This window comes from Bradyrhizobium sp. USDA 3650, from assembly GCF_054057395.1.
Window position 1 is genome coordinate 5,171,378 of record NZ_JBSRZG010000001.1, and the last position, 23,903, is coordinate 5,195,280.

The 23,903-nt window shown below is 64.5% G+C and carries 21 protein-coding genes; 12 read left to right on the forward strand and 9 right to left on the reverse strand.

Annotation, left to right across the window (positions count from 1 at the left end; translation table 11 throughout):
* Nucleotides 1-6 precede the first annotated feature (6 nt).
* From ACVIN2_RS24165 to ACVIN2_RS24180, 4 genes are all read left to right on the forward strand, one after another.
* A complete protein-coding gene (locus ACVIN2_RS24165) occupies nucleotides 7-954 on the forward strand; it encodes a TAXI family TRAP transporter solute-binding subunit (RefSeq protein ID WP_456767473.1) in 948 nt (315 codons plus the stop codon).
* 162 nt (nucleotides 955-1,116) lie between these two features.
* Nucleotides 1,117-3,228 (forward strand): TRAP transporter permease, encoded by a 2,112-nt coding sequence (locus tag ACVIN2_RS24170; RefSeq protein WP_456767474.1) that lies wholly within the window; start codon nucleotides 1,117-1,119, stop codon nucleotides 3,226-3,228.
* Entirely contained in the window at nucleotides 3,189-3,602 is a 414-nt protein-coding gene (locus ACVIN2_RS24175) for a DUF1850 domain-containing protein (RefSeq protein ID WP_456767475.1), read from the forward strand. The genes ACVIN2_RS24170 and ACVIN2_RS24175 overlap by 40 nt, the downstream gene beginning before the upstream one ends.
* Nucleotides 3,603-3,696: 94 nt before the next feature.
* Nucleotides 3,697-4,503 carry an SDR family NAD(P)-dependent oxidoreductase gene (locus tag ACVIN2_RS24180; RefSeq protein ID WP_456767476.1) on the forward strand — a complete coding sequence of 269 codons (807 nt, stop codon included), beginning with the start codon at nucleotides 3,697-3,699 and terminating at the stop codon, nucleotides 4,501-4,503.
* 159 nt (nucleotides 4,504-4,662) lie between these two features.
* Here ACVIN2_RS24180 and ACVIN2_RS24185 read toward each other — a convergent pair whose 3' ends face one another.
* Together ACVIN2_RS24185 and ACVIN2_RS24190 are read right to left on the reverse strand one after the other, a co-directional pair.
* The gene (locus ACVIN2_RS24185) at nucleotides 4,663-5,433 is read right to left on the reverse strand and encodes a hypothetical protein (RefSeq protein WP_456767477.1); all 771 of its coding nucleotides are present in this window, start codon (nucleotides 5,431-5,433) and stop codon (nucleotides 4,663-4,665) included.
* Between the two features lie 79 nt (nucleotides 5,434-5,512).
* Entirely contained in the window at nucleotides 5,513-7,090 is a 1,578-nt protein-coding gene (locus ACVIN2_RS24190) for a cation:proton antiporter (RefSeq protein ID WP_456767478.1), read from the reverse strand.
* 108 nt (nucleotides 7,091-7,198) lie between these two features.
* Between ACVIN2_RS24190 and ACVIN2_RS24195 the strand changes: the two genes are divergently transcribed.
* The 4 genes from ACVIN2_RS24195 to ACVIN2_RS24210 all read left to right on the forward strand — a co-directional run bounded on the left by ACVIN2_RS24195 (nucleotide 7,199) and on the right by ACVIN2_RS24210 (nucleotide 11,941).
* Nucleotides 7,199-7,957 carry a tetratricopeptide repeat protein gene (locus ACVIN2_RS24195; protein ID WP_456767479.1) on the forward strand — a complete coding sequence of 253 codons (759 nt, stop codon included), beginning with the start codon at nucleotides 7,199-7,201 and terminating at the stop codon, nucleotides 7,955-7,957.
* A gap of 146 nt (nucleotides 7,958-8,103) precedes the next feature.
* A complete protein-coding gene (locus ACVIN2_RS24200) occupies nucleotides 8,104-9,489 on the forward strand; it encodes a tetratricopeptide repeat protein (RefSeq protein WP_456767480.1) in 1,386 nt (461 codons plus the stop codon).
* 144 nt (nucleotides 9,490-9,633) lie between these two features.
* Nucleotides 9,634-11,568 (forward strand): propionyl-CoA synthetase, encoded by a 1,935-nt coding sequence (locus tag ACVIN2_RS24205; RefSeq protein ID WP_456767481.1) that lies wholly within the window; start codon nucleotides 9,634-9,636, stop codon nucleotides 11,566-11,568.
* A 112-nt stretch (nucleotides 11,569-11,680) separates the two neighbouring features.
* Nucleotides 11,681-11,941: a hypothetical protein gene (locus ACVIN2_RS24210; protein ID WP_007597509.1), complete on the forward strand. Its 261-nt coding sequence runs from the start codon at nucleotides 11,681-11,683 to the stop codon at nucleotides 11,939-11,941.
* A 187-nt stretch (nucleotides 11,942-12,128) separates the two neighbouring features.
* Here the strand turns inward: ACVIN2_RS24210 and ACVIN2_RS24215 are convergent, their stop codons facing one another.
* Nucleotides 12,129-12,824, reverse strand: coding sequence for a DUF1013 domain-containing protein (locus tag ACVIN2_RS24215; protein WP_007597507.1), 696 nt, complete (start codon nucleotides 12,822-12,824; stop codon nucleotides 12,129-12,131).
* Between the two features lie 253 nt (nucleotides 12,825-13,077).
* On the opposite strand from ACVIN2_RS24215, the gene ispH reads away from it, so the two are divergent.
* Genes ispH through rnhA form a run of 3 tightly spaced genes read left to right on the forward strand, consistent with a single transcriptional unit; the run spans nucleotide 13,078 to nucleotide 15,497 of the window.
* On the forward strand, nucleotides 13,078-14,046 hold the full coding sequence (ispH, locus tag ACVIN2_RS24220; RefSeq protein ID WP_007597506.1) for a 4-hydroxy-3-methylbut-2-enyl diphosphate reductase: 969 nt from the start codon (nucleotides 13,078-13,080) through the stop codon (nucleotides 14,044-14,046).
* A gap of 6 nt (nucleotides 14,047-14,052) precedes the next feature.
* Complete coding sequence (locus ACVIN2_RS24225) at nucleotides 14,053-15,036, forward strand: homoserine kinase (RefSeq protein WP_456767482.1); 984 nt, start codon at nucleotides 14,053-14,055, stop codon at nucleotides 15,034-15,036.
* Nucleotides 15,033-15,497, forward strand: coding sequence for a ribonuclease HI (gene rnhA / locus ACVIN2_RS24230; RefSeq protein ID WP_456767483.1), 465 nt, complete (start codon nucleotides 15,033-15,035; stop codon nucleotides 15,495-15,497). The genes ACVIN2_RS24225 and rnhA overlap by 4 nt, the downstream gene beginning before the upstream one ends.
* Nucleotides 15,498-15,623: 126 nt before the next feature.
* Here the strand turns inward: rnhA and ACVIN2_RS24235 are convergent, their stop codons facing one another.
* The 6 genes from ACVIN2_RS24235 to ACVIN2_RS24260 all read right to left on the reverse strand — a co-directional run bounded on the left by ACVIN2_RS24235 (nucleotide 15,624) and on the right by ACVIN2_RS24260 (nucleotide 23,246).
* The gene (locus ACVIN2_RS24235; RefSeq protein WP_456767484.1) at nucleotides 15,624-16,109 is read right to left on the reverse strand and encodes a redoxin family protein; all 486 of its coding nucleotides are present in this window, start codon (nucleotides 16,107-16,109) and stop codon (nucleotides 15,624-15,626) included.
* 107 nt (nucleotides 16,110-16,216) lie between these two features.
* Nucleotides 16,217-16,771, reverse strand: a complete 555-nt coding sequence (locus ACVIN2_RS24240; RefSeq protein WP_456767485.1) for a DUF924 family protein — start codon at nucleotides 16,769-16,771, stop codon at nucleotides 16,217-16,219.
* 15 nt (nucleotides 16,772-16,786) lie between these two features.
* On the reverse strand, nucleotides 16,787-18,472 hold the full coding sequence (locus tag ACVIN2_RS24245) for a long-chain-fatty-acid--CoA ligase (protein WP_456767486.1): 1,686 nt from the start codon (nucleotides 18,470-18,472) through the stop codon (nucleotides 16,787-16,789).
* Nucleotides 18,473-18,662: 190 nt separating this feature from the next.
* Entirely contained in the window at nucleotides 18,663-20,111 is a 1,449-nt protein-coding gene (locus ACVIN2_RS24250) for a D-alanyl-D-alanine carboxypeptidase family protein (RefSeq protein ID WP_456767487.1), read from the reverse strand.
* 202 nt (nucleotides 20,112-20,313) lie between these two features.
* The gene (locus tag ACVIN2_RS24255) at nucleotides 20,314-22,110 is read right to left on the reverse strand and encodes a glucan ABC transporter ATP-binding protein/ permease (RefSeq protein ID WP_456767488.1); all 1,797 of its coding nucleotides are present in this window, start codon (nucleotides 22,108-22,110) and stop codon (nucleotides 20,314-20,316) included.
* A gap of 89 nt (nucleotides 22,111-22,199) precedes the next feature.
* Nucleotides 22,200-23,246: an ABC transporter substrate-binding protein gene (locus ACVIN2_RS24260; RefSeq protein WP_456767489.1), complete on the reverse strand. Its 1,047-nt coding sequence runs from the start codon at nucleotides 23,244-23,246 to the stop codon at nucleotides 22,200-22,202.
* A 227-nt stretch (nucleotides 23,247-23,473) separates the two neighbouring features.
* On the opposite strand from ACVIN2_RS24260, the gene ACVIN2_RS24265 reads away from it, so the two are divergent.
* Nucleotides 23,474-23,845 (forward strand): hypothetical protein, encoded by a 372-nt coding sequence (locus ACVIN2_RS24265; RefSeq protein WP_027514210.1) that lies wholly within the window; start codon nucleotides 23,474-23,476, stop codon nucleotides 23,843-23,845.
* Nucleotides 23,846-23,903 lie beyond the last annotated feature (58 nt).

The following is a 23,903-nucleotide window of genomic DNA, read 5'->3' on the forward strand; positions in this document are numbered from 1 at the left end:
AAGATCATGAAACGGACGATTTTCGGCGTGGCCGCGGCTGTTGCTCTGGCTGCGTCGGCACCTTGTGCGCAGGCGCAATCCTTCATCAACGTGCTGACCGGCGGCACCTCCGGCGTCTACTATCCGCTCGGGGTCGCGATCGGGAAGATCTACGGCGACAAGATTCCGAACGTGAAGACGCAGGTGCAAGCCACCAAGGCGTCAGTCGAGAATCTGATCCTGCTCCAGCAGGGCCGCGGCGAGATCGCGTTCACGCTGGGCGACTCGCTGAAAGCGGCCTGGGACGGCGAGGAGGAGGCGGGCTTCAAGACCAAGCTCGACAAGCTGCGCACGATCGGCGCGATCTATCCGAACTACATCCAGATCGTCGCGACCGCCGAGAGCGGCATCAAGACGCTGGCGGATCTCAAGGGCAAGAGCCTGTCGGTCGGCGCGCCGAAATCGGGCACGGAGCTGAATTCGCGCGCGATCCTGGCGGCAGCCGGCATGAGCTACAAGGATCTCGGCAAGGTCGAGTATCTGCCGTTTGCCGAATCCGTCGATCTCATGAAAAACCGCCAGCTCGGCGCGACCTTGCAATCGGCCGGCCTCGGCGTGGCCTCGCTGAAGGATCTGTCGACCTCGAGCCCGATCACGGTGGTGTCGGTGCCGAAGGAGACCGTCGACAAGATCGGCCTGCCCTTCGTCGCGGCGACCATTCCCGCCAACACCTACACCGGGCAGGACAAGGACGTACCGACCGCGGCCGTGATCAACTATCTCGTCACCAGCTCGGCGGTGTCGGACGATCTCGCCTATCAGATGACAAAGCTGGTCTACGAGTCGCTGCCCGAGCTCGCCAACGCGCATGCGGCCGGCAAGGAGATCAAGCTCGAGACGGCCGCCAGCGGCAGCCCGGTTCCGCTGCACCCCGGCGCGATCCGCTATTACAAGGAAAAGGGGCTGATCAAGTAAGGTCGGCCTTCGTTATCGGACGTCATGGCCGGGCTTGTCCCGGCCATCCACGTTCCAGGACCAGGCGAGAAAGTCCGTGGATGCCCGGGACAAGCCCGGGCATGACGGCGCGGATGGACCGTGCCAATGCTAAAAGCGCTCGACGATTGGGGATGGGTTGAAATGCTGGAGAAGGCAGAGGGCAGCGAAGCGCCCATCAAGGTCGAGTTCGATAATTTCGAGCACGGTTTTCCGGAAGGTTTTGGCCCGGGCTGGTGGGGCACGCTCGCGTACTGGATCGGCATCGCCTTCGCGACCTTCCAGCTTTATGTCGCGGCCTTCAACTATCTGCCGAGCCAAGTGGTGCGCGGCGTCCATGTCGGCTTCCTCATTCTCCTCACCTTCGGCCTGATCGGCAACTTCACCGCCAAAAGCGATTTCGGCCGCGCGATCGGCTGGCTGATCGGCGGCGCCGGCTTTCTGTGCGGGCTCTATCAGTGGATCTTCTATGCGGATTTGATCGCACGTGACGGCGATCCGACGCGCCTTGATCTCGTGGTCGGCACGGCGCTGGCCATCCTGATCTTCGAGGGCACGCGGCGGCTGATGGGTGCGGCGCTCCCGCTGATGTGCGGCGCCTGCCTCGTCTACTGGTTCTTCGGCCAGTATCTGCCGTCGCCGCTCAACCATCGCGGTTATGATTTCGACCAGATCGTCACGCATCTGTCGTTCGGCACCGAGGGCTTCTACGGCGTGCCGATCTACGTCTCGGCGACCTACATCTTCCTGTTCATCCTGTTCGGCTCGTTCCTGGAGCGCGCCGGCATGATCCAGCTCTTCACCGACGTTTCTCTTGGATTATTCGGCAGGACCCGCGGCGGCCCGGCCAAGGTGGCGGTGTTCGCCTCGGGCATGATGGGCACGATCTCGGGCTCCGGCGTCGCCAACGTCGTCACCGTCGGCCAGTTCACGATTCCGCTGATGATCAGGTTCGGCTATCGCCGCGCGTTCGCGGCCGGCGTCGAGGCCACAGCCTCGATGGGCGGACAGATCATGCCGCCGGTGATGGGCGCGGTTGCCTTCATCATGGCGGAGACGCTCGGCGTCCAGTACTCGGAGGTCGTGAAAGCGGCCGCAATTCCCGCGATGCTCTATTTCGCCTCCGCCTTCTGGATGGTGCATCTGGAAGCCGGCAAGCACGGCCTCACGGGCATGAAGCGCTCCGAGATTCCAAGTGCCTGGAAGGCGCTGGTGACGCGCTGGTATCTCGTGCTGCCGCTCGCGGCGCTGGTCTACATGCTGTTCGAGGGTTTTACGCCGCTCTATGCCGGCAGCATGGGCCTTGCGCTGACCGTGGCGCTGATCCTTGGCACCGCCATCACGACCGGCGCGCCTTCGATGGCGATCCGCTATATCTTCTGGATCGGGCTCGCGCTCGTCGTTGCCGCGCTCTCGCGCGACGGCCTTCAGATCGTGCCGGTCGCCTGCGTCGTCGTCGCATTGATCGTGATCACTGCGTTCGTGCGCGGTGGATTTGCCGCCTTGCGCGCCTGCCGCGATGCGCTGGCCGAAAGCGCGAAATCCGCCATCACCGTCGGCATGGCCTGCGCCATCGTCGGCGTCATCATCGGCATGATGTCGCAGACCGGCGTCGGCACCATCTTCGGCGGCTGGGTGATCGGCCTCGGCGAGAAGAGCCTGTTCCTGGCGCTGATCATGACCATGCTGCTGTCGATCCTGCTCGGCACCGGCATCCCGACCATCCCGACCTACATCATCACGGCAGCGCTCGCGGCGCCCGCGCTGGCGAAACTTGGCGTGCCCCTGATCGCGAGCCACATGTTCGCGTTCTATTACGGCATCATGGCCGACCTCTCGCCGCCGGTGGCGCTGGCGGCGTTAGCGGCAGCACCGATCGCGAAGGAGAATCCGGACAAGATCGGCTGGGAGGCGATGCGCATCGCGCTCGCCGGCTACGTCATTCCTTTCATCTTCGTCTATTCGCCGGCCCTGATGCTGCAGGCCGGCGATCCCATGGCGGCAAAACTCGGCTTTTACGGCGCAGTGGCGCTGGCGAGCTTGAAGGCCTTGGTGGCGATCGCGCTGTTCGGCATGGTCGCGATTGGCTTTTTGTTCACGCGGCTGACGTTCCTCGAGCGTCTGGTCGCGCTCGGCGCCGCGCTCTGCCTGCTCGGCGACTTCCCGTTCAGCGACACCGCGGGCTTCCTGCTCGCCGCGGCCATCGTGCTGTGGCAGTGGCGTCGGCGTCCGCCGGCGCCGGTCGAGGCGGTGTGAGCCTCTGCTTCGTCACAGCCTCAGGCGTGAAGGCGCTGGCGCTGTCCGCGTTCACGCTGGTGTGGACGCATTCGATCGCCAAAGTCGATTGGCAGGAGGACTGGCGCGTCACCTCCGCCGGGCTCGAACTGACGCAGGCACGCGTCAAGGGCACGGGCCCCGGCATGGAGCCGCCGCCCGAGGCGCGCCTCGTCGACGGCTGGTTTCAATGGAGGCCCGCGCCCGCGCCGATGCCGGAGGTGGTGCTGGGCAATTCGGGCGCGGCTGGCGAATGGCGGCTATGCCATGACGGCAAGTGCCGGACGTTGTCCGAGATTGTCGGTCATCCCATTGGTGCTAACGTCACCACGATGAAGGTCTGCAACGATCCGTAGCCCGGATGGAGCGAAGCGTAATCCGGGAACAGTGGCCCCGGATTACGCTGCGCTCCATCCGGGCTACAAAGAACAACAATAAGGGAGAAACGCGATGGATCGGCTCAAGGGCAAGGTTGCGATGGTGGTGGGCGCCGGCTCGATCGGGCCGGGTTGGGGTAACGGCAAGGCCACCGCGGTCACTTTTGCGCGCGAGGGCGCGCAGGTGTTTTGCGTCGATCGCAACGGCGCAGCCGCCGAGGAAACCGCGAAGATCATCACGGACGAAGGCGGCCAGGCGAGCGCGTTCACGGCCGACGTCTCTCGCGCGCGCGAGGTCGAGGCGATGGTCGCGGCGTGCCTGAAGGCCTACGGCCGCGTCGACGTGCTCGACAACAATGTCGGCATCGCCGAGATGGGCAGCGTTGTCGAAGTGACCGAGGAGAGCTGGGACCGCGTCTTCAGCGTCAACCTCAAGAGCGCCTATTTCGCCATGAAGCACGTCATCCCCGTGATGGTGAAGCAGGGTGGCGGCTCCATCATCAACATCTCCTCGATCGCCTCGATCCGCCATGTCGGGATTTCGTATGTCAGCTACAACGTCAGCAAAGCGGGGATGAACCAGTTGACGCGTTCCACCGCGATCGAATTCGCGCGCCACCATGTCCGCGTCAACGCGATCCTGCCCGGCCTGATGAAGACGCCGATGGTGGAACATTCCGCAGGTCTTGCGAACAGCTATGCCAAGGGTGACGTCGAAGCGATGTGGCGCGCGCGCGATGCGCAAGTGCCGATGGGCCACATGGGCGACGCCTTCGACGTCGCCAACGCAGCGCTGTTCCTGGCCTCGGACGAAGCGAAATATGTGACGGGGATCGAGCTCGTGGTGGACGGCGGGATCACGTGCAAGGCGGGGGCGTAGGCGCCGCTCCATATTCGCCGTCGTCCTGGACAAGCGAGCGTAGCGAGCGCTGATCCAGGACCCATAACCACAGGGAGAGGTTTGGCGAAGGCTGCCGGCTCCAGCTTCTTCAACAATTCGCATTCGGGGTAATGGGTCCTGGCTTTCGCCAGGACGACATTATTGCGCCAGCGCCAGAATCCCGCCGGCAAACGAATGCCACGCCGCGGTCTCGCTGACCGGCCAGTTCAAGATCTTCACCGCCAGCATCGCGAGCGTGCCGGTGATGTAGACCGGGTGGACCCGGCCTTCGGTGCGCCAGTCGCGTACCATGGCGACGACGAGCAGCAGCGAAGCGACCATGGCTGGCGCGATGGTGACGGGCACCGGCGGCGGCCCGGGCGGTCCCGGAGGCGCGAGGAAGGTGAGAAACCAGCGCGCGATCGCCGCATCGAGGATGGAGACCGCGGCGAGCAGCATCAGGCGTTTGTGAATCTCCGGCTTTCGCGTGTTCATGATCGCGAGCACGAATACACCAGCGAAGAACGCGATCCCGCTCATCGGCACGATCGAGAAGGCGATGCCGGCCTCTTTCTGTCCGAGCGCTGCGGAATGCTGCATCACATGGACGGAGGCGAGGAAGCCGAAGATCGTCATCGCGGTCGCGAGCGAAACGCCGGCGATGCCGAGCGCACGGTGATTGACCAAGCGGCCTGAGGCGGCGAGCCAGGTCTGGATCACGAAATAGAGAGACCAGGTGAAGAACAACAGACCATGGAAATGAATGACGGGGCTTGCGGACAGTGTCCGGTTGGCGAGCGGCACAAAATAGGTCGGTACGAAGCCGAGAAAAGCGGTGGCTGCGCAGGCCAGTGCCATGTGGAGATAGAAATATCGTGCGGGCGACGCATCTCGCGCGCGCACACGACGGTCGTCGATCAGGGTCGTCATGAGGGATGAGTCTGGGGAGGCGGCGTTTGGTTCAAGCCCCTAGCCACCTGTGCAGGGACCTTGTCGGGGTCAAGAAGATTTAACCTCCCGCGCTCAATTCCGCGCGATCGAGCTCTTCCTCGATCCGATGGAACGCATCGTCGCCGATCACTTCCCTGGCCCGGAGATCGAAGATCGACTTTCGCGCGGCCGCGATGCCACGGCGGCGCAGCGGGTCGGCGGGCAGTTCGCCGTTGGTGATGCCGCCATGGGGATCGTCGTCGGCCTGCATCAGGATGGCGCGATATTCGAGCCGCAGGATTTCCGCTTCCTCCGACGGATCGTCCTCGATTGCGTCGAGCGCCGCGCGATAGGCAACGGCCCGGGCGCGCGCGACCTCGATGCCGACGGGATCGTCGTCCTTGAGGCCGAACGCCAGGATCAGCGGCCGCAACGTCAGGCCCTGCACGACCAGCGTGCCGAGCACGACGGCAAACGCCGAGAAGACGATGAAGTCACGATGCGGAAAGCTCTCCGGCAGGGCAAAGGCGGTGGCGAGCGTGACGAGGCCGCGCATGCCGCACCAGGAGATGATGAGGCCGCCCTTGGCCGAAGCGACCTGCTTCGGATCCTTGGGGTGATAGATGCCGTGCGCCACCAGCGTGCGTAGCGTCGTGCGGTAGAACGTGATCCAGGCCAGCCGCACCAGGACCACAGTGAGCAGGATCCAGGCGGCCGCCACGCAATAGTCCCAGCGCACGTCCGCATCGAGGCGCGTCCAGATCGGTCGCATCTGCATGCCGATCAGCATGAAGGCGAGCACGTTGAGCACGAACACCATGGTCTCCCACACCGCATAGGAAGGTACTCGCAGCCGCGCCGGCATGCGTGCCCCCGCCGTGCGCGCGATGGTGATGGCGTAGACCACGATGGTGAGGATGCCGGAGAGACCGAGATGCTCGGCGGCAATCCAGACCATGAAGGTGGTGGCGAACTGCACGATGATCGCGCTCGGCGCCTCCTTCACGCGTTCCATGAACAGCGGAATGATGCGGCCTGCGACCAGGCCCGCGACGACGCTGCCGACCAGGGCCAGCGCCATGGTCGGCGCGACCTGGCTCCATGCCAGATGCTCGGTGGCGATCGCTCCGACCGCGATGCGATAGATCAGGAGCGCGGTCGCGTCGTTGAGCAGGCTCTCGCCCTCAAGGACCTTGACCATGCGGTGAGGCAGCTTGACCTGGCTCAGGATCGCGACCGCGGCGGCCGCGTCCGGCGGGGCCACGATGGCGCCGAGCGCAACCGCGGCGGCCCAGGGCATGCCAGGCATCAGCCGGTGCGCGACGTACGCCACAGCGGCCGTGGTCAGGCCGACGGCGGCGACGACCAGAGTGGAGACCGGAACCCAATTGTTGCGGAGATCGCGCAGCGAGGTGTCGAAGGCGGCATCGAGCAGGACCGGTGCGACAAAAAGAGCCAGTGCCAAGTCGGGCTCCAGCGTCCAGGACGGGCTCGACGGCACAAAGGCGATCAGTGCACCCCCGATCGCGAGAAAGGTCGGATAGGGGACCTTGATCCGCCGCGCCAGCGCCGATAATCCAACGGCGCCGAGCAGAAGCACGATGATCCATTCGAATGTCGACACGTTGATCCCCGAAACCGATTTGAGCGGCGCCACAAGCTAGCACCAATCCGGCCGTATGATGGATAGTGCAGCCCCAAGGCAAGACCTCAACCTGGACCTTAACTCAAGATTGACACCCAAGATTTGCCGACTGTGACGAGCATGCGTTTTCTCATTCAATGGTCCGGCGCCGCGATGCTCTTCGCGCTCTCGTTCGTCGTGGCTCATGCCGCGACCGGCGGCGAACCGGCCGCGGTCCCGCAGGTCGACATCGCGCCGTGCCTCGCGGCTGCCGCAGCCGACGATATCAACAAGGCAGTCACGGCCTGCGCCGCCGTGATCGACAACGAGAAGACGGCGAAGGCCGACCTGATCAAGGCGCTGATCGCGCGCGGCGTGCTGTTTGCCCGGCATGATCAGGTCGACCGCGCGATCGCCGACGACAGCCGCGCCCTGGAGCTCGATTCCGGTCTCGCCGATATCTTCAACGCGCGGGGCGAGCTCTGGCTGAGGAAGGGCGACAAGCCCAAGGCAGTGCAGGATTTCGGCGCGGCATTGAAGATCGATCCGAACCACGAGAAGGCCAAGGCCAATCACAAGGCGATGGCGCGCGAGATCGAGCGGATCGGCGCGCAGATGGCGGTCGCGGGCAAGCCCAGCTTCATTTGCAAGGGTGCGCGCCGTCCCGTCGAGAAGGCGATCTGCGCCAACCGCGAGCTCGCTGATCTCGACCGTGAGGTCTTTGCCGCCAACGCGCGCGTGTTGCGCGAAGCCCGCAATGCAGGCGAAGCGAAGGCGCTTCAGCGCGAGCAGGACGATTTCATCGCCCGCCGCAACGCCGGGTTCGGCCGGCCGGGGTACGATTTGAAGAAGGCAATGCAGGAGCGGCTGCAGCGGCTCAACGGGGTGGACGGGTATTGAAACTTTAGGGCCTCCGCAACCTCAAGCCCGGGCATGACGACTTCTCGTGAGAAGGGCGCTGGTGCGCCCCTGACTGGCTCAATTTTGAACCCATCGCTTCCCCGCCGCGACAATGGTGAAAGCCTGATGTTCCGGAGCCCTATGCCATGTGCGGCACGCATCCTTCCGCGCAAATGCTCTCGTTTGCAAAAATCTCGTTTCGCTCGCTCCTGCTCAGCGCGGCAATGAGCGTCGTCCTCGTCGCCCCTGCCTCGGCCGGCGTCGATTGCGCGATGGGGAGCAAGGCCGCTCCGGCTGAGCTGATCCCGGCCTGCAGCGTCATCATTGACCAGGCCTCAAATCCATCCTCCGATCGCGCCGCGGCATTGCTGGTGCGCGCTGACGCCAATGCGCGGACCTCGGGCGGCCTCACGCAGGCGCTGCGGGATATCGATCGCGCCATTGCGCTCGATGCCAAGAACGCAAAAGCCTGGCGCCTGCGCGGCGATCTCCTCCGCGAGGCCGGCGGCGATCTCAACCGCGCCGCGGCGGACCTCAGCAAGGCCATCGAGCTCGATCCGCAGGATTCGGAATCTTACGAGCTGCGCGGCGTCGTCTACACCAACCAGCGCCGGCTCGACCGCGCGCTTGCCGATTACGACCAGGCGATCAAGCTGAAGCCTGACAATGCACAGGCCTGGTCCGACCGCGGCGTGACCTATTATCTCGGCGGCGACAACGAGAAGGCGATCCGCGATCTCAGCGAGGCGTTGCGCCTCGATCCGAACCGGCCGCGCAGCTACACCAATCGTGGCGCCGCCTACAAGAAGCTCGGCCAGCTCGATAAGGCGGTTGCCGACGACGGCGAGGCGATCAGGCTCGATCCTAAGGTGCCCGAATATTACGACAATCGCGGCCTGTCGCTGGCAGCCATGGGCGAGTACGACAAGGCGATTGCCGATTACGATCAGGCGCTGCGGCTGGCACCGCGGCCGAACTTCTTCACCAACCGGGGCGACTCCTACCACCTCAAGGGCGAGCTTGGCGCGGCGCTGAGCGACTACGAGGCCGCGCTGAAACTCGATCCGAATTTCGCGCAGACCTACAATAACCGCGCCGTGCTCTACAAAAAGATGGGCGAGCGCAAGAAGGCGCTGGCCGACTACGAGACCGCGCTGCGGCTCGATCCCGGCAATGACAACGCCGCCGCCGGCCGCCGCGCCATGATCGCGGAGATCGCGAAATTCGGCGGCGAGCCGTTGCGGCCGCTCGCTGCGAATTCCGGCAATGGCCCGTCGTTCGATTGTGCCACTGCGAAGCGCGAGGTCGAGAAGGTGATCTGTGCCGATCCGCAGCTGGGCGTGCTCGATCGCCAGATCGCCGAGACCTACGAGCGAGTGCTGAAATCGGCCGGGTCCCGCTCGGCCGGCGACCTCCGCCGCACCCAGCGCGATTTCCTCGCCACCCGCAATACCAGCTTCGGCCGCCCGGGCTATGATCTCAGGAAGGTCATGCAGGACCGGCTGCAGCGGCTGAATGCGATGGATAGCTGAGCGTTGTTCTTTTCAGCTTGAACCGCGGCCCGTTCCCGGGAAAATACCCCTCAAACATGGCCGGTACTTGATCCCTGTCATGGCGGGACGTTTGTCCTGCCACAAGGTCAATGCCAGGCGATAAAAGGGAACGGGAGCGCGGGAATGAACGTCCGAGGAAACGTCCAAGGAAACATCGACGGAAGGAGCCTCTATCACGAGGCTTATGCGCGCTCGCTGGCCGACCCTGAGGGCTTTTGGGCCGAGGCGGCCAAGGAGATCGACTGGATCGAGCCACCGAAAAAGATCTTCGATTCCTCGCAGGGGGTCTACGGCCGCTGGTTCAGCGGTGGCGTCGTCAACACCTGCTACAACGCGCTCGACCGCCATGTCGAACGCGGCCGCGCCGACCAGATCGCGCTGATCCATGATTCGCCGCTGGCAAATAGCGTCACCAAATTCACCTACGCCGAACTGCTGGCCGAAGTGCAGGCGCTCGCCGCCATCATGCAGGATTTTGGTGTCGCCAAGGGCGATCGCGTCATCCTCTATATGCCGATGGTCCCGGAGGCCGTCGTCGCGATGCTCGCCTGCGCGCGCATTGGCGCGGTGCACTCCGTGGTGTTCGGCGGCTTTGCCGCGAAAGAGCTCGCCACCCGCATCGACGATGCGCAGCCAAAGTTGATCCTGTCGGCGAGCTGCGGCATCGAGCCCGGCCGCATCGTGCAGTACAAGCCGCTGCTCGACGAGGCGATCAGGCTTGCGGCCGCAAAGCCGAAGGCCTGCATCGTGCTGCAACGTCCACAGCTCGTCTGCGCCCTGACGCCCGGCCGCGACTATGATTGGGCGGGCCTGCGCCGCAAGGCGATGAACGACGGCAAGCAGGCGCCTTGCGTGCCCGTCGCCGCTACCGATCCGCTCTACATCCTCTATACGTCAGGCACGACCGGCATTCCCAAGGGCGTCGTGCGCGACAATGGCGGCCATCTCGTCGCGGTGAAATGGTCCATGTTCAACCTGTATGGCGTCAAGCCGGGCGAGGTCTGGTGGTGCGGCTCCGACATCGGCTGGGTGGTCGGCCACAGCTACATCGTCTACGGCCCGCTGCTGCACGGCGCGACCTCGATCATGTATGAGGGCAAGCCGGTCGGCACGCCCGATGCCGGCGCGTTCTGGCGCGTGATCTGCGAGCACAAAGCCGTCGCTTTCTTCACTGCGCCGACCGCGTTCCGCGCGATCCGGAAAGAAGATCCGGAAGGAAAATTCATCCGGCAATACGACCTCTCGACGTTCCGCACGCTGTTCCTGGCCGGCGAGCGCGCCGATCCGCCGACGGTGGAATGGGCGGAGCAGCAATTGAAAGTGCCTGTCATCGACCATTGGTGGCAGACCGAAACCGGCTGGTGCATCGCCGGCAATCCGGTCGGCTTAGGCCAGCTGCCGGTGAAGCACGGGTCGCCGACGGTGCCGATGCCGGGCTATCAGGTCGACGTGGTCGACGAAGCGGCAAAGCCGGTCGGCCCGAACACCATGGGTTCGATCGTCATCAAGCTGCCGATGCCGCCGGGCTGCCTGCCGACGCTGTGGAATCAGGACGACCGTTTCAAGGAAGCCTATCTCACCGAATTCCCCGGCTACTACAAAACGTCGGATGCCGGCTACAAGGACGACGACGGCTATGTCTTCGTCATGGGCCGCACCGACGACATCATCAACGTCGCCGGCCATCGGCTCTCCACCGGCGGCATGGAGGAGATCCTGGCTTCGCATCCCGATGTCGCCGAATGCGCCGTGCTCGGCGTCAAGGACGCGATCAAGGGCGAGGTACCCTGCGGCTTCCTGGTGCTCAAGGCGGGTGTGAAGCGGGCCCCCGCCGAGATCGAGAAGGAGATCATCGCGCTGGTGCGCGACAAGCTAGGTCCCGTTGCCGCGTTCAAGCTCGCCATCACCGTCGGCCGCCTGCCCAAGACGCGATCCGGAAAGATCTTGCGCGGCACCATCAAGAAGATCGCGGATGGTGAAGCCTGGACCATGCCGGCGACGATCGAGGACCCCAAGGTGCTGGACGAGATCGGCGATGCGCTGAAGGGGCGGGTGTGAGGTTTGCAATGGGGCTTGAATAGGCCGCATTTTTCCGCTCAATCCTCATCCTGAGGAGCGCGCCTGGCGCGCGTCTGCGCGGGCTCCTCACCATGAGCATGAAGGGCCTGCCATGAATTCGAAGCCGTTTCTAGCGATTGCATTTGCGGGCCTCATTCTCTCCGCCTGCTCGGCGCGCTACCAGACGCCGGTGGCAATGGGCGGCGACGATGACGACGCGGTCTGCCAGAGCCGCGGCTATGCGGCCGGCTCGCCCGAATACGTGGCCTGCCGCAAGGACCGCGACGTCCAGCGCAGCGCCGCGACCACCCGCGCCGACCGACGCCAGCGCGACCTCGGCGAATACATGCTGAACCATCCGGACCGGCCGTAGAGGCTGCTTTTCATCTTTTACGTCATTGCGAGCGCAGCGAAGCAATCCAGGATCTCTCCGCGAAGACAATCTGGATTGCTTCGCTGCGCTCGCAATGACGAGGTTGCTGAAGCTTCTTGCGTCACCCAAAAAAAGCGGCGGGTTTCCCCGCCGCGCTTGCATTCGATGACGACTGAAGAGTGAAGGATTACTCCTCCTCCTGGTCCTGCTTCTTGCCGCCGAGCGTCTTCAGCTTGGCGAACACGGCATCGACGTTGAGATCGTCGCTGGACCTCTCCGCGGGTTCGTACTCGTCCTTCTTGGTGGTTTCGGAGGCCGGCAGCAGGGTGGCGCCGCCATAGGCTGCGTCGATCGGCTTTTCCTTGGCCGCGCGCGCGACCTCGAAATCGAGTTCGATCTGCGAGCAGAGGCCGAGGGTGACGGGATCAATCGGCGTCAGCTGGGAGGTGTTCCAGTGGGTGCGATCGCGGACACTGGCGATCGTGCTCTTGGTCGTGCCGACCAGGCGCATGATCTGGGCGTCCTTGAGCTCGGGATGGTTGCGGAGCAGCCAGAGGATGGCGCTCGGGCGCTCGTGGCGGCGCGAGACCGGGGTGTAGCGCGGGCCCTTGCGCTTGGGCTGCGGCGGCAGAACGACCTTGCTCTCCTGGAGGCGGAGCCGGTAGTCCGGGTTGTTCTCGCCCTTCTCAATCTCCTCGCGGGTCAGCTGGCCGTTGGAGAGGGGATCCATGCCCTTGATGCCCTGGGCGGCGTCGCCATCGGCGATCGCGCGCACCTCGAGAGGGTGCATTTTGGTGAAATCGGCGACCTGATCGAAGGTCAGCGCGGTGTTGTCGAGCAGCCAGACGGCGGTCGCCTTGGGCATCAGAGGTGCGTTGCTCATGGCAAATCTCCTTTGTGCTTCGCCCACCCCTTTGGAGGCGAAACCGGTGGTCATCAGCGATGACTGGGAATTCGCGCTATATAAGCCCGGAGGGGGTAGCCACGCAATGGTTCTGCTATAGATAGTGCCTTGACAGCGCCCGAAAGGGGGCCCAATTCCCTCTGAAGTCCCTGTAAGACCGTACCCAAGCCCTATTCATTCATCGACCGCTTCCCGCCCGTTTGGCGAGGTGATTCGGTCCCGAGATCGCTCAATGTCAGCCAAACCAGACCTCAAGATCGTGCTTTGTTCTCCCCGTGGCTTCTGCGCCGGGGTGGTCCGGGCGATCGACACCGTGGAACGGGCGCTCGATAAATACGGTGCCCCCGTCTATGTTCGCCACGAGATTGTGCACAATAAGTACGTCGTCGATGGGTTGAAGAAGAAGGGCGCGATCTTCGTCGAGGAACTCGCCGAGATACCGGAAAACACCACCGCGCCGGTGGTATTCTCGGCTCATGGCGTGCCCAAGTCGGTTCCGGCCGACGCCACGTCCCGCAATTTGTTCTCGCTGGACGCGACCTGCCCCCTGGTCACCAAGGTCCACCGCGAGGCCGCGATCCATTTCAAGCGCGGCCGCGAGATCTTCCTGATCGGCCATTCCCATCATCCGGAGGTGGTGGGCACGCTCGGCCAGCTCCCGACCGGCGCCGTGACCCTGATCGAGACCGCCGAGGACGCGAAGACCATCGCCCCGAAGGACCCCAACAACCTCGCCTTCGTGACCCAGACCACGCTGTCGATCGACGACACCGCGGAGATCGTGGCGCTCCTGAAGGAACGCTTCCCGAACATCAACGGGCCGCACAAGGAAGACATCTGCTACGCCACCACCAACCGCCAGCTCGCGGTGAAGAAGGTGGCGCCGGTGGTCGATGCCCTGATCGTGGTCGGTGCGCCGAACTCGTCGAACTCGCAGCGCCTGCGCGAGGTCGCCGAACGCGAGGGCTGCCCGATCGCCGTGCTGGCGCAGCGCGCCACCGAAATCGACTGGAAGCGGTTCGAGAACATCACCAGCCTCGGCATCACCGCGGGCGCCTCGGCACCGGAAGTGATCGTCGAGGAGATCATGGACGCGTTCGCCGAGCGCTTCACGTTGCATGTGGAGACGGTCTCGGCCGCGGAAGAGAACGAGTTCTTCCCGCTGCCGCGCCAGGTGCGCCCCGAAGCCGCCGCCGAGTAGACCTTCATGGCGGTCTACACCGACGTTGCCGCCGACGAGCTTGCGGACTTTCTCAACCAATACGATCTCGGCGAGTTGCTCTCCTACAAGGGCATCGCCGAGGGCGTCGAAAATTCCAACTTCCTGCTGCATACGACCAAGGGGTCGTTCATCCTCACGCTCTATGAGAAGCGCGTGGCGAAGAACGATCTGCCGTTCTTCCTCGCGCTGATGACGCATCTGGCCGAACACGGCGTCAACTGCCCGCTGCCGGTGAAGGGAACGGACGGCGAGGCGTTGCGCGAGCTGTCGGGCCGGCCGGCCGCGATCATCACCTTTCTCGAAGGCGTCTGGCCGCGCAAGCCGAACGCGGCCCATTGCGCCGGCGTCGGCGAGGGGCTCGCCAGGATGCATCTGGCCGGCGCGAATTTCGCGATCAGGCGTGCGAACGCGCTGTCGGTCCCGGGCTGGCGGCCGCTGTTCGATGCGGCGTCACAGCGGGCCGACGAGGTGCAGCCCGGCCTGCGCGCCTTCCTGAGCCACGAGCTCGACTACCTCGAGAGCGGGGTCTGGCCGACGCAGCTGCCCGAAGGCGTGATCCACGCCGACCTCTTCAACGACAACGTCTTCTTCCTGGGCGACAAGCTCTCTGGGATCATCGACTTCACTTTCGCCTGCAATGATATGCTGGCTTATGACGTCGCGATCTGCCTCAACGCCTGGTGCTTCGAGCCGGAACATTCCTTCAACGTCACCAAGGCGCGGGCCTTCCTCAACGCCTATGGCCGTGTGCGAAAGCTGTCCGAGGCGGAAGAGGCCGCGCTGCCGCTGCTCGCGCGCGGCGCCGCGATGCGCTTCCTGCTGACGCGGCTGGTCGACTGGCTCAACGTTCCGCCCGGCGCGCTGGTTCGGCCGAAGGATCCGCTGGAATATGTCCGCAAGCTGCGCTTCCACCAGAGCGTTTCCAGCGTGCGCGACTATGGGCTGTTGCCGTCAGGGCTGGTGGCGTGAGCGAGCTTCCGATTGTCACGATCTACACCGACGGCGCCTGCTCGGGAAATCCGGGGCCCGGCGGCTGGGGCGCGATCCTGAAGTTCGGCGACAAGGAAAAAGAACTGAACGGTGGTGAGTGCCACACCACCAACAACCAGATGGAATTGATGGCGGCGATCTCCGCGTTGGAAGCGCTGAAGAAGCCGTGCACCGTCGATCTCTATACCGACAGCCAATATGTCCGTCAGGGCATCACCGGCTGGATCCACGGCTGGAAGCGCAACGGCTGGCGCACCGCCGACAAGAAGCCGGTGAAGAATGTCGAACTATGGCAGCGCCTCGATGCTGCGCTGAAGCAGCACGAGATCCGCTGGCACTGGGTCAAAGGTCACGCAGGCCATCCCGAGAACGAACGCGCCGATCAGCTCGCGCGCGACGGGATTGTGAAGGCGCGGTTGCAGGCGCGGGTGGCGGAGTAGGTCTCTCCGTTCGTCATGGCCGGGCTTGACCCGGCCATCCACGCATTGCCGCGCAAGACCAAGAACGTGGATGCCCGGGACAAGCCCGGGCATGACGTCATCCTTGGAAAGGGCAGGGTCTAAAACTTACAGCTGCCCGAGCAGAGTATCGCCGCCGGACACCTCGACCTTGCCCGGCATCGCCTCGAGGTTCAGCTTCTTGACCACGCCGTCCTCGACCAGCATCGAATAGCGCTTGGAGCGGATGCCGAGACCGTTGCCGGAGGCGTCCAGCTCCATGCCGATCGCCTTGGCGAAGTCGGCATTGCCGTCGGCCAGAAAGATGGCCTCGTCGCGCTGGTCGGTGTCGCGCTTCCAGGCGTTCATGACGAAGGCGTCGTTGACGGAGACGATGGCGATGGTGTCCACGCCCTTGTCCTTCAGGGCGTAGGCATTGAGGAAGATGCTCGGCAGATGCATCTTGTGGCAGGTGCCGGTATAGGCGCCGGGCACCGCGAACAGCGCCACTTTCTTGCCCTTGAAGATATCGTCGGTGGTCTTCACCTGCGGGCCTTCGGCCGTCATCACTCGGAATTTCGCGTCGGGCAGCTTGTCGCCAGTCTGGATCGCCATCGTCAGTCTCCCTGAAAATCGGTCCCGCTTTTTAGACCGTGCGGCGGCGCTGCACAATGTTGCCGGTAGGGCAGGCGGTGAGGGCGGGACCCTTCACCTTTATGTCATCAGCCGGCGAACCCGCCGCCGTCGAGGAAGGCCTGCTCGTCCGGTGTGGTGTCGCGGCCGAGCAGACGGTTGCGGTGGGGAAAGCGGCCAAACCGCCGGATGATGTCGGCGTGCTCACGCGCGTATTTCAGGTTTTCGGTATTGTCGGTGTTTTGAAACAGCGCGACGCAGTGCAATTGGTCGGGCAGGTGCTCGGAATGCATGAAGGGCAGATAGAGGAATTCGAGCAGGACCGGGTCGATCCTTTGATCTGCACCCCGCGCAATGGCGCCGCGGGCGACGTCGCGCGCCAACGCGTCGCTGGCGAAGGCCTGCGACGTGCCGCGAAACATGTTGCGCGGAAACTGGTCGAGCACGATGACGAGCGCGAGTGCGCCCTCGTCGGTCGCCTCCCATGACAAGAGCTCGCCGGCGACCGCCTTCTGCCACAGGGCGAGAAAGCGGCGCCTGACCTCCGCGTCGAATGCGTCGTTGCGTTCGTACCAGGCATCGCGGCCGGCCTCGCGCCAGAAGGCGAGGATGCCGGCCGGACTGATGTTGCTGTCGTCGGTCATGAACGAAAGAGGCGCTTACGCCGCCTCCGCCTTCTTCTCGTCGCGGAGCTGCCGGCGCAGGATCTTGCCGACATTGGTCTTCGGCAGGTCGGTGCGGAATTCGATGTGCTTGGGCACCTTGTAGCCCGTCAACTGCTCCTGGCAGAACTTGACCAGGGCCTCCGCCGTGAGGTTCGGGTCCTTCTTGACCACGAACGCCTTCACCGCCTCTCCCGACTTGGAATCGGGAATGCCGATGACGGCGCATTCGAGCACCCCCGGGTTGCTCGCGATCACTTCCTCGATCTCGTTCGGATAGACGTTGAAGCCGGAGACCAGGATCATGTCCTTCTTGCGGTCGACGATCTTGGTGTAGCCCCTCTCGTCCATGATGCCGATGTCGCCGGTGCGGAAATAGCCGTCCGCGGTCATCACCTTGGCGGTCTCCTCCGGCCTGTTCCAGTAGCCCGACATCACCTGCGGGCCCTTGGCGCAGATCTCGCCGGGCTGGCCGAGCGGCATCTCGTTGCCGTCGTCGTCGCGGATCGAGATCCAGGTCGAGGGCACGGGGATGCCGATGGTGCCGTTGAACTCGGGATCGGTCGTGGTGTTGCAGGTCAGCGTCGGAGACGTCTCCGACAGGCCGTAGCCTTCGGCGATGGAGCAGCCCGTGATCGCCTTCCACTGCTCGGCGACGGGGCGCTGCACCGCCATGCCGCCACCGTTCGAGATCTTCAGCTTGGAGAAGTCGAGCTTCTTGAAGTCGGGATGGTGCATCAGGCCGTTGTAGAGCGTGTTCACGGCCGGGAAGTTGTTGACCTGGTACTTCGCCAATTCCTTGATGAAGCCCGGGATGTCGCGCGGATTGGGGATCAGGAGATTGCAGCCGCCGGCGCGCACCGCGAGCAGGTAGCAGGCCGTCAGCGCGAAGATGTGATAGAGCGGCAGCGCGCAGACGACCATGAGTTGATCGACATGCGGCGGCGCGGCCATCGCCGGCTGCAGCCAGGCGTCGTTCTGCAGGACGTTGGCGACGATGTTGCGATGAAGCAGGGTGGCACCCTTGGACACGCCGGTGGTGCCGCCGGTATATTGCAGGAAGGCGACGTCGCCGGGCGACAGCTTCGGCTTGTTGAAGGCCAGAGAGCGGCCCGCGGAGATCGCGTCGTTGAAGGACACCGCGCCCGGCAGCGACCAGGCCGGCACCATCTTCTTGACGCGGCGGACGACCAGATTGACGATCACGCCCTTGAAGCCGAGCAGGTCGCCCATGCTGCCGACGATGACGTGCTTGACTTGCGTCTTCGCAATCACCTGCTCGACGGTGTGGGCGAAATTCTCCAGCACGATGATGGCTTCGGCACCGGAATCCTTGAGCTGGTGCTCGAGCTCGCGTGGCGTGTAGAGCGGATTGACATTGACCACGGCGAAACCGGCGCGCAGCACGGCCGCGGTCGCGACCGGATATTGCAGCACGTTCGGCATCATGATCGCGACGCGGGCGCCGCGTTGCAGGCCTCGTCCTTGCAGGTAGGACGCCATCGCCAGCGACATCTGGTCGAGATCGCGATAGCTGATCGACTTGTCCATGCAGATGAACGCCTTGCGGTCGGCGAACTTGGCGAAGCTCTCCTCCAGAAGGTCTACCAGCGATGAATATTGCGTCGGCTCGATATCGGCGGGGACGCCGGACGGATATTGCTTAAGCCAGATGCGCTCCATGGAAACTCCCCTCATTGACCAGAGCCCGTTGTGTCTCGGGCTTGCCTCATTGCCGTCAGTATCGAGCCTGCCGGAACGGGTGGCAAGCGGTCGAGGCTTAAGACAAACGTCAGGGAGTGGCTACCGGAATCCTCGCAAACGGCGCTGCCGCAAGTGCGAAGTGCGGCGCGGTCTCGCCTCGCGTCGGCCGTTAACTGTTGTTGGCCGGCTTGGCGGGCTTGGTCGCGGCCTTGGGCTTGGCGGGCTTGGCCGCCTGCTCACCGCTTGCCGCAGGCTTTGCCGCCGCATCGGGCTTGGCTGCGACATGCTTGGTGCCGGCCGGCTTGGCTGCGGATTTGGCGTCGGCCGGCTTGGCGGCCGCCACCGGCTTGGCGTCGGGCTTTGCCGCCGCCGTCTTGGCATCCTTCGGCTTGTCTGCCGCGTCGGGCTTTTTGGCGACGCGCGACTTCTTGCCACGCGGCTTTGGCGTGGCCTGCTGGTCGGCATCGGCCGCGACCGCTGCGATCAGGGCGGTCCCGGTGCGGGTCGGACCGGTATAGACCAGCACGGGCTCGGCCGCCGCCGGGGCCGAGGCCATCAGCTCGGAGGCCTTCATCAGCGGCGGCTGAAGCCCGGCCGTGAAGAAGGTGACCTGGGCTTCGCCGCCCGTGGCCGAGGCGGACCCGGACGTGCCGCCATTGGTCGCGATCAGTGCGTCGTCATCGTCGCTGGCCGGCCGCTTGCGATGGCCGCCGCACATGTCGTCACGCAGGTTCGGCGGCGAGGCGTCGACCGGCACCAGCTTGTCCACGGTGCCGAGCGAGGGCCGGAGCCAGGTGAGATTGTCTTGCGAGAAGCCGCGCTCCAGCAGCTGCGCCGCCTTCACCGCGCGCGCGGTCCCGGAGTTGGCGCCCAGCACGACGGCGATCAGCCGGCGGCCGTTGCGGGTGGCCGATGCGACGAGGTTGTAACCGGAGGCACAGATGAAGCCGGTCTTGAAACCGTCGGCGCCGGGATAGCGGCCGATCAGCTTGTTGAAATTCCCGGTGACGCGCTTGCCGAAGCGGATAGCCGGAATGTGCACGAAATACTCGTACTCGGGCAAATCGCGCAGGAACGAGCGCGCGAGAATGCCGAGATCCCGCGCGGAGGTGATCTGTCCGTCGGCGGGCAGGCCGTTCGGATTGACGTAGCTCGTCTGCGTCATGCCGAGCTTCTGCGCAGTGTCGTTCATCAGCGCCGAGAAGCCGTCGATCGAACCGCCGACGCCTTCGGCGAGCACGACGGCCATGTCGTTCGCCGACTTCACCATCATCATCTTGAGTGCGTTGTCGACGGTAAGCTGCGTTCCTGGGCGGAACCCCATCTTCGAGGGCGACTGCGAGGCTGCGGTCGGCGACACCGTGAGGATCGTGTCGAGTGTGAGCTTGCCGTCCTTGACCGCCTTCAGCGTCACATAGGCGGTCATGATCTTGGTGACGGAAGCCGGATACCAGGGAATGGTCGCGTTTTCCGCCTGCAGCACCTTGCCGCTGTCGGCCTCGATCAGGAGCAGCGCTTCGGCGCTCGCCGCGCGCGGCGCCAGCAATGCGCCGCATGCGAGTGCCGCGGCGAGCAGGTTGAACAGGGATTGACGAAGCAGCGGGCGAAGAGCGTGCACTATCCGATTCCGGTCCTTGGAGACCCGACGGTTCCGGTCGGCTCTCGTGATCTGATGTTCGGTTCTGAAATCCAGCGCCGCCGCTTGCGGCGCCGCAAACCTATACCGGCTGGTGCGTCGGGAATAGGGGCATCAGCGGGGTATTCCGCAATGAAATGGGCCGAATTTCGACGGTATGATGGGGACTTGCCAAGGCGACTTGCTAAGATGATTTGGCTGCCGTCGCGGCAGCCTCAGCCGCTGTCACGCTGGCCCGTGCGTTCTCCTGAACCATGAACTGAGCCCTGGCGAGGTCGGCGAAATGGCCGCCTTTGGCCACGAGTTCATCAAAAGTTCCGCTTTCGATCACACGTCCGTTCTCGAACACCAGGATGCGCGTGGCATTGCGGATGGTGGAGAGGCGATGGGCGATCACGAAGGTGGTGCGACCCTTCATCACTTCGTCGAGAGCGGTATTCACCTTTGCCTCGGTGACGGCGTCGAGTGCGCTGGTCGCCTCGTCCAGGATCAGAATCGGCGGATCCTTCAGCAGTGCACGGGCGATCGACAGCCGCTGGCGCTCGCCGCCGGACAGCATGCGGCCGCGCTCGCCGGCATTGGTCTCGAAGCCGCCGCTGCGCTCGATGAATTCGAGCGCCTGCGCGCGCTCCGCCGCCTTGCGCATCTCGACCTCGGTGGCATCAGGCTTGCCGACGCGCAAATTCTCCGCGATCGAGCGGTTGAACAGCAGCGCCTCCTGAAAGACCACGCCGATGTTCCGCCGCAGCGATGTCAGCGTCACCCCGCGCACGTCCATGCCGTCGATCCTGATGAAGCCGGACTGCGGATCGAAGGCGCGATGCAGCAGCGCAATCGCCGTCGACTTGCCGGCGCCGGTTGCGCCGACCAGCGCGATGGTCTGGCCGGGAAGCGCGGTGAAGGAGAGATCCTCGACAGCCGGCCGCTTGCCGTCATAGGAGAAGGTGACGTCGTTGAATTCGACGAGGCCGGAGAGCCGACCCGCATCGATCGCGTCATGCCGGTCGTGCACCGCAGGCACGGCATCGAGCACGTTGAAGAACTCGCGCAGGCGCGGGGCTTCCATGAACACGTTGTTGATGAAGCTCACGACCTGCTCCAGCTTCTGGATCAGAAGCGTCGCGAAGCTCACGAACATCACGATCTCGCCGACCGAGGTCAGTCCCTGGTCGTGCAGCGCGATGCCGAAAGTGAAGATCGCGAGCACCGTGATCGTGGTGGAGGCGCGCGTGATGACGGTGACGAGCGCCCACCACGACAGCACCGGCATTTGCGCCGCTAGCAACTCGTCGGCGACGGAGCGCAGGCCCTTCACCTCGGAATCGATGCGCACGAAACTCTGCACCAGCGCGACATTGCCAAGGGCGTCGGACGCGCGCGCTGAGAGCTCGCTGTAGTGCTCCTCCACCTCCATCTGCATGCCGAAAGTTCTGCGCACCACGAAGGTGGTCAGCGCGGTGAAGACGATGCAAAGCACGAACAGCAGGATTGCAAGCCGCCAGTTCAGGTAGAGCGACAGCGGCAGCAGCACCACGACCGAGAGGATCGCGGCAAAATGTTCTCGAAAGAAGCCGACCCATAATCGCCACAGCGCATCTGTGCCGTTCAGCATCACCTTCATCAACCGGCCCGAATGGGTGCCGGAATGGAAGGTCAGCGGCAGCTGCATGATGTGCTCGAAATAGTCCGTCAGGACCGCCTGCCGCTGGCGGTGGGAGAGCCGGTCGGCCTGCAACGCTACGACCGCGCTGCAGGCGATGGTGAACAGCCCGAACGCGACCCAGGCAACCAGGAACGGCCAGGCCGAGTTGGAGCCTGCGACGGTCTTGCCGGAGAGCACATCGACGATCCGGCCGAACAGCACCGGTTCGGCGAATTGCGAGCCCGCAAGCAGGAGATTGACGATCGCGAGCAGCCAGCCCAGCCGTGCCTCCTTGCCGAGCAGCTCGAGAACGCGGGTGTAGAGGCGGAGAATGGGCATGGGCGAGGAGCTCGGGCGGATAGAACGGAGTGAGCCCATACTCTAATCAGGGATCGGCTGCGAGATATAGCGGAAGCTGCCGGTTTTGCTCAGTTGATCAACCGCCCTGCAACGGGCGGCAAGAACCCGCCGTCGAAGATGTCGCCCGCCGCCGGTCGTTTGCGGAATTTGAAATCCTGCCCGATCTGGTCGATCGCGCGATCCATGCGCGCCGGGTCGATATCACCGAGGCCGTTGCGGCGGACCTCGTCGGTCAGGATGTTGTCAACGAGGACGGTGCGCAGGCGCTCCAGCTCAAGATCGCGGTCGCCGTCCTCAATGCGGCTCGCGGCCTCGTCCGCCGCGCGCGCCGGCTCCTTGACGGTCGCGTTGATGCCGGCGATCAATGCGCGAACGAATCCCTTCACGGTGTCCGGCTTGGCCGCGGCGAAAGCCGGGTTGACCACGACGGCAAAGCCATAGGCCTCGCAACCATAATCGGCATAGCGTAGCGCGACGAGATCGCCGCCTGGTACGCCGCGGTCGCGCAGGTTCACTGCCGAGAGATAGCTGAAGCCGGCGACGGCATCGACCTGTCCCGCGGAGAGGATCGGCTCGCGCACCGCGGCGCTGATCTTGTGGAATTTCACGTGAGCCGTGTTGATGCCGTTCTGCTGCGCCAGCGCCGGCCACAGCCGCATCGACAGATCGCTATCGGCAACGCCGACGGTCTTGCCGTCCAGGTCGGACAGGAGGTGGATGCCACGGCTCCTGCGGGCGATGATCGCGTAGGGCGCGCGGTTGAACAGCACGAACACCGCCTTGACCAGTGTCGCATCCTTGTCGCGGAAGCGGATCAGCTCGTTGATGTCGACGAGCGCGAGCTCGCTGTCGCCCTTGGCGACGCGCGCAAGCGCCTCCGGCGATCCGGCCGCGCTGCTGAAGGAGACGTTGAGACGTTCGGCGCTGAAGCTGCCGTCCTTTGCGGCAAGAAAGAACGGCGCCATGCTCGCATCGATCGGGCGGTCGAAGGTGAAATGGATCGCAATGGAGGGCGCGGCGGTTTCGGTCGCGGTAGCATCGCGCGCAGTCAGCGCCGCAAGAGAAATTGCAGCGGCCAGCAGGCCGCGAAGAGCGATTGTCGCGAATTCGAACATCAGTCGCGCCGGTCCGGTGTTGTTATGGCTTGGTGACGCTCGGAGCGCCGGCTGGCGATAAGCTTGTCCGCGCCAACATGAACGGCGGATGAGCGGCGGTTGCGTCACGATCACGCAACCCCGTTCAGCTTGTGTTGGGGTAGGGGAACCCAACATGGGATGCGGGTGTTTGAGAGACACGAGCCTGTCACCAGGCACCATTCGAGGTCCCAAGGAGGGTCCAGGACATGTTTGATAGATTTTCGGGATTTGTCGGCCGTAAGGCCGTTCTCGCTACCGCCGCGGTGCTGGCGCTGACCGCAATGGCTCCGACCGCTTCATACGCGGGCGGCCGTCATTGGCATGGTGGCGGCGGCGGTGCGGCCCTTGCCGGCGCGGCCATTGCCGGTGCTATCGGCACCGGCCTCGCAATCGCAGCGACTCGTGACGCCTACGCTTATGATGCTCCTGCCTATTACGGCGGCGGCCCGGTCTACTACGACGACGGTCCGGTCTATTACGGCGGCGACTCGTATATCGGTCCGCGCCCGTATCACCGTTGCGGCGGCCCGTACCAGTCCGCGCAAGGCGGCCAGGGTAACCTTTCGACTTGCTACTAGCTTTGGCTAGCAAGTGTTGACCAGCCGGCCGTCGCGCTTGCCGCGACGGCCGGCTTTT

Coding starts and splice junctions, on each gene's coding strand:
- ACVIN2_RS24165 (WP_456767473.1), top strand. CDS start 7: ATGAAACGGACGATTTTCGGCGTGGCCGCGGCTGTTGCTCTGGCTGCG.
- ACVIN2_RS24170 (WP_456767474.1), top strand. CDS start 1,117: ATGCTGGAGAAGGCAGAGGGCAGCGAAGCGCCCATCAAGGTCGAGTTC.
- ACVIN2_RS24180 (WP_456767476.1), top strand. CDS start 3,697: ATGGATCGGCTCAAGGGCAAGGTTGCGATGGTGGTGGGCGCCGGCTCG.
- ACVIN2_RS24185 (WP_456767477.1), bottom strand. CDS start 5,433: ATGACGACCCTGATCGACGACCGTCGTGTGCGCGCGCGAGATGCGTCG.
- ACVIN2_RS24195 (WP_456767479.1), top strand. CDS start 7,199: ATGCGTTTTCTCATTCAATGGTCCGGCGCCGCGATGCTCTTCGCGCTC.
- ACVIN2_RS24200 (WP_456767480.1), top strand. CDS start 8,104: ATGTGCGGCACGCATCCTTCCGCGCAAATGCTCTCGTTTGCAAAAATC.
- ACVIN2_RS24205 (WP_456767481.1), top strand. CDS start 9,634: ATGAACGTCCGAGGAAACGTCCAAGGAAACATCGACGGAAGGAGCCTC.
- ACVIN2_RS24210 (WP_007597509.1), top strand. CDS start 11,681: ATGAATTCGAAGCCGTTTCTAGCGATTGCATTTGCGGGCCTCATTCTC.
- ACVIN2_RS24215 (WP_007597507.1), bottom strand. CDS start 12,824: ATGAGCAACGCACCTCTGATGCCCAAGGCGACCGCCGTCTGGCTGCTC.
- ispH (WP_007597506.1), top strand. CDS start 13,078: ATGTCAGCCAAACCAGACCTCAAGATCGTGCTTTGTTCTCCCCGTGGC.
- ACVIN2_RS24225 (WP_456767482.1), top strand. CDS start 14,053: ATGGCGGTCTACACCGACGTTGCCGCCGACGAGCTTGCGGACTTTCTC.
- ACVIN2_RS24235 (WP_456767484.1), bottom strand. CDS start 16,109: ATGGCGATCCAGACTGGCGACAAGCTGCCCGACGCGAAATTCCGAGTG.
- ACVIN2_RS24240 (WP_456767485.1), bottom strand. CDS start 16,771: ATGACCGACGACAGCAACATCAGTCCGGCCGGCATCCTCGCCTTCTGG.
- ACVIN2_RS24245 (WP_456767486.1), bottom strand. CDS start 18,472: ATGGAGCGCATCTGGCTTAAGCAATATCCGTCCGGCGTCCCCGCCGAT.
- ACVIN2_RS24255 (WP_456767488.1), bottom strand. CDS start 22,110: ATGCCCATTCTCCGCCTCTACACCCGCGTTCTCGAGCTGCTCGGCAAG.
- ACVIN2_RS24260 (WP_456767489.1), bottom strand. CDS start 23,246: ATGTTCGAATTCGCGACAATCGCTCTTCGCGGCCTGCTGGCCGCTGCA.
- ACVIN2_RS24265 (WP_027514210.1), top strand. CDS start 23,474: ATGTTTGATAGATTTTCGGGATTTGTCGGCCGTAAGGCCGTTCTCGCT.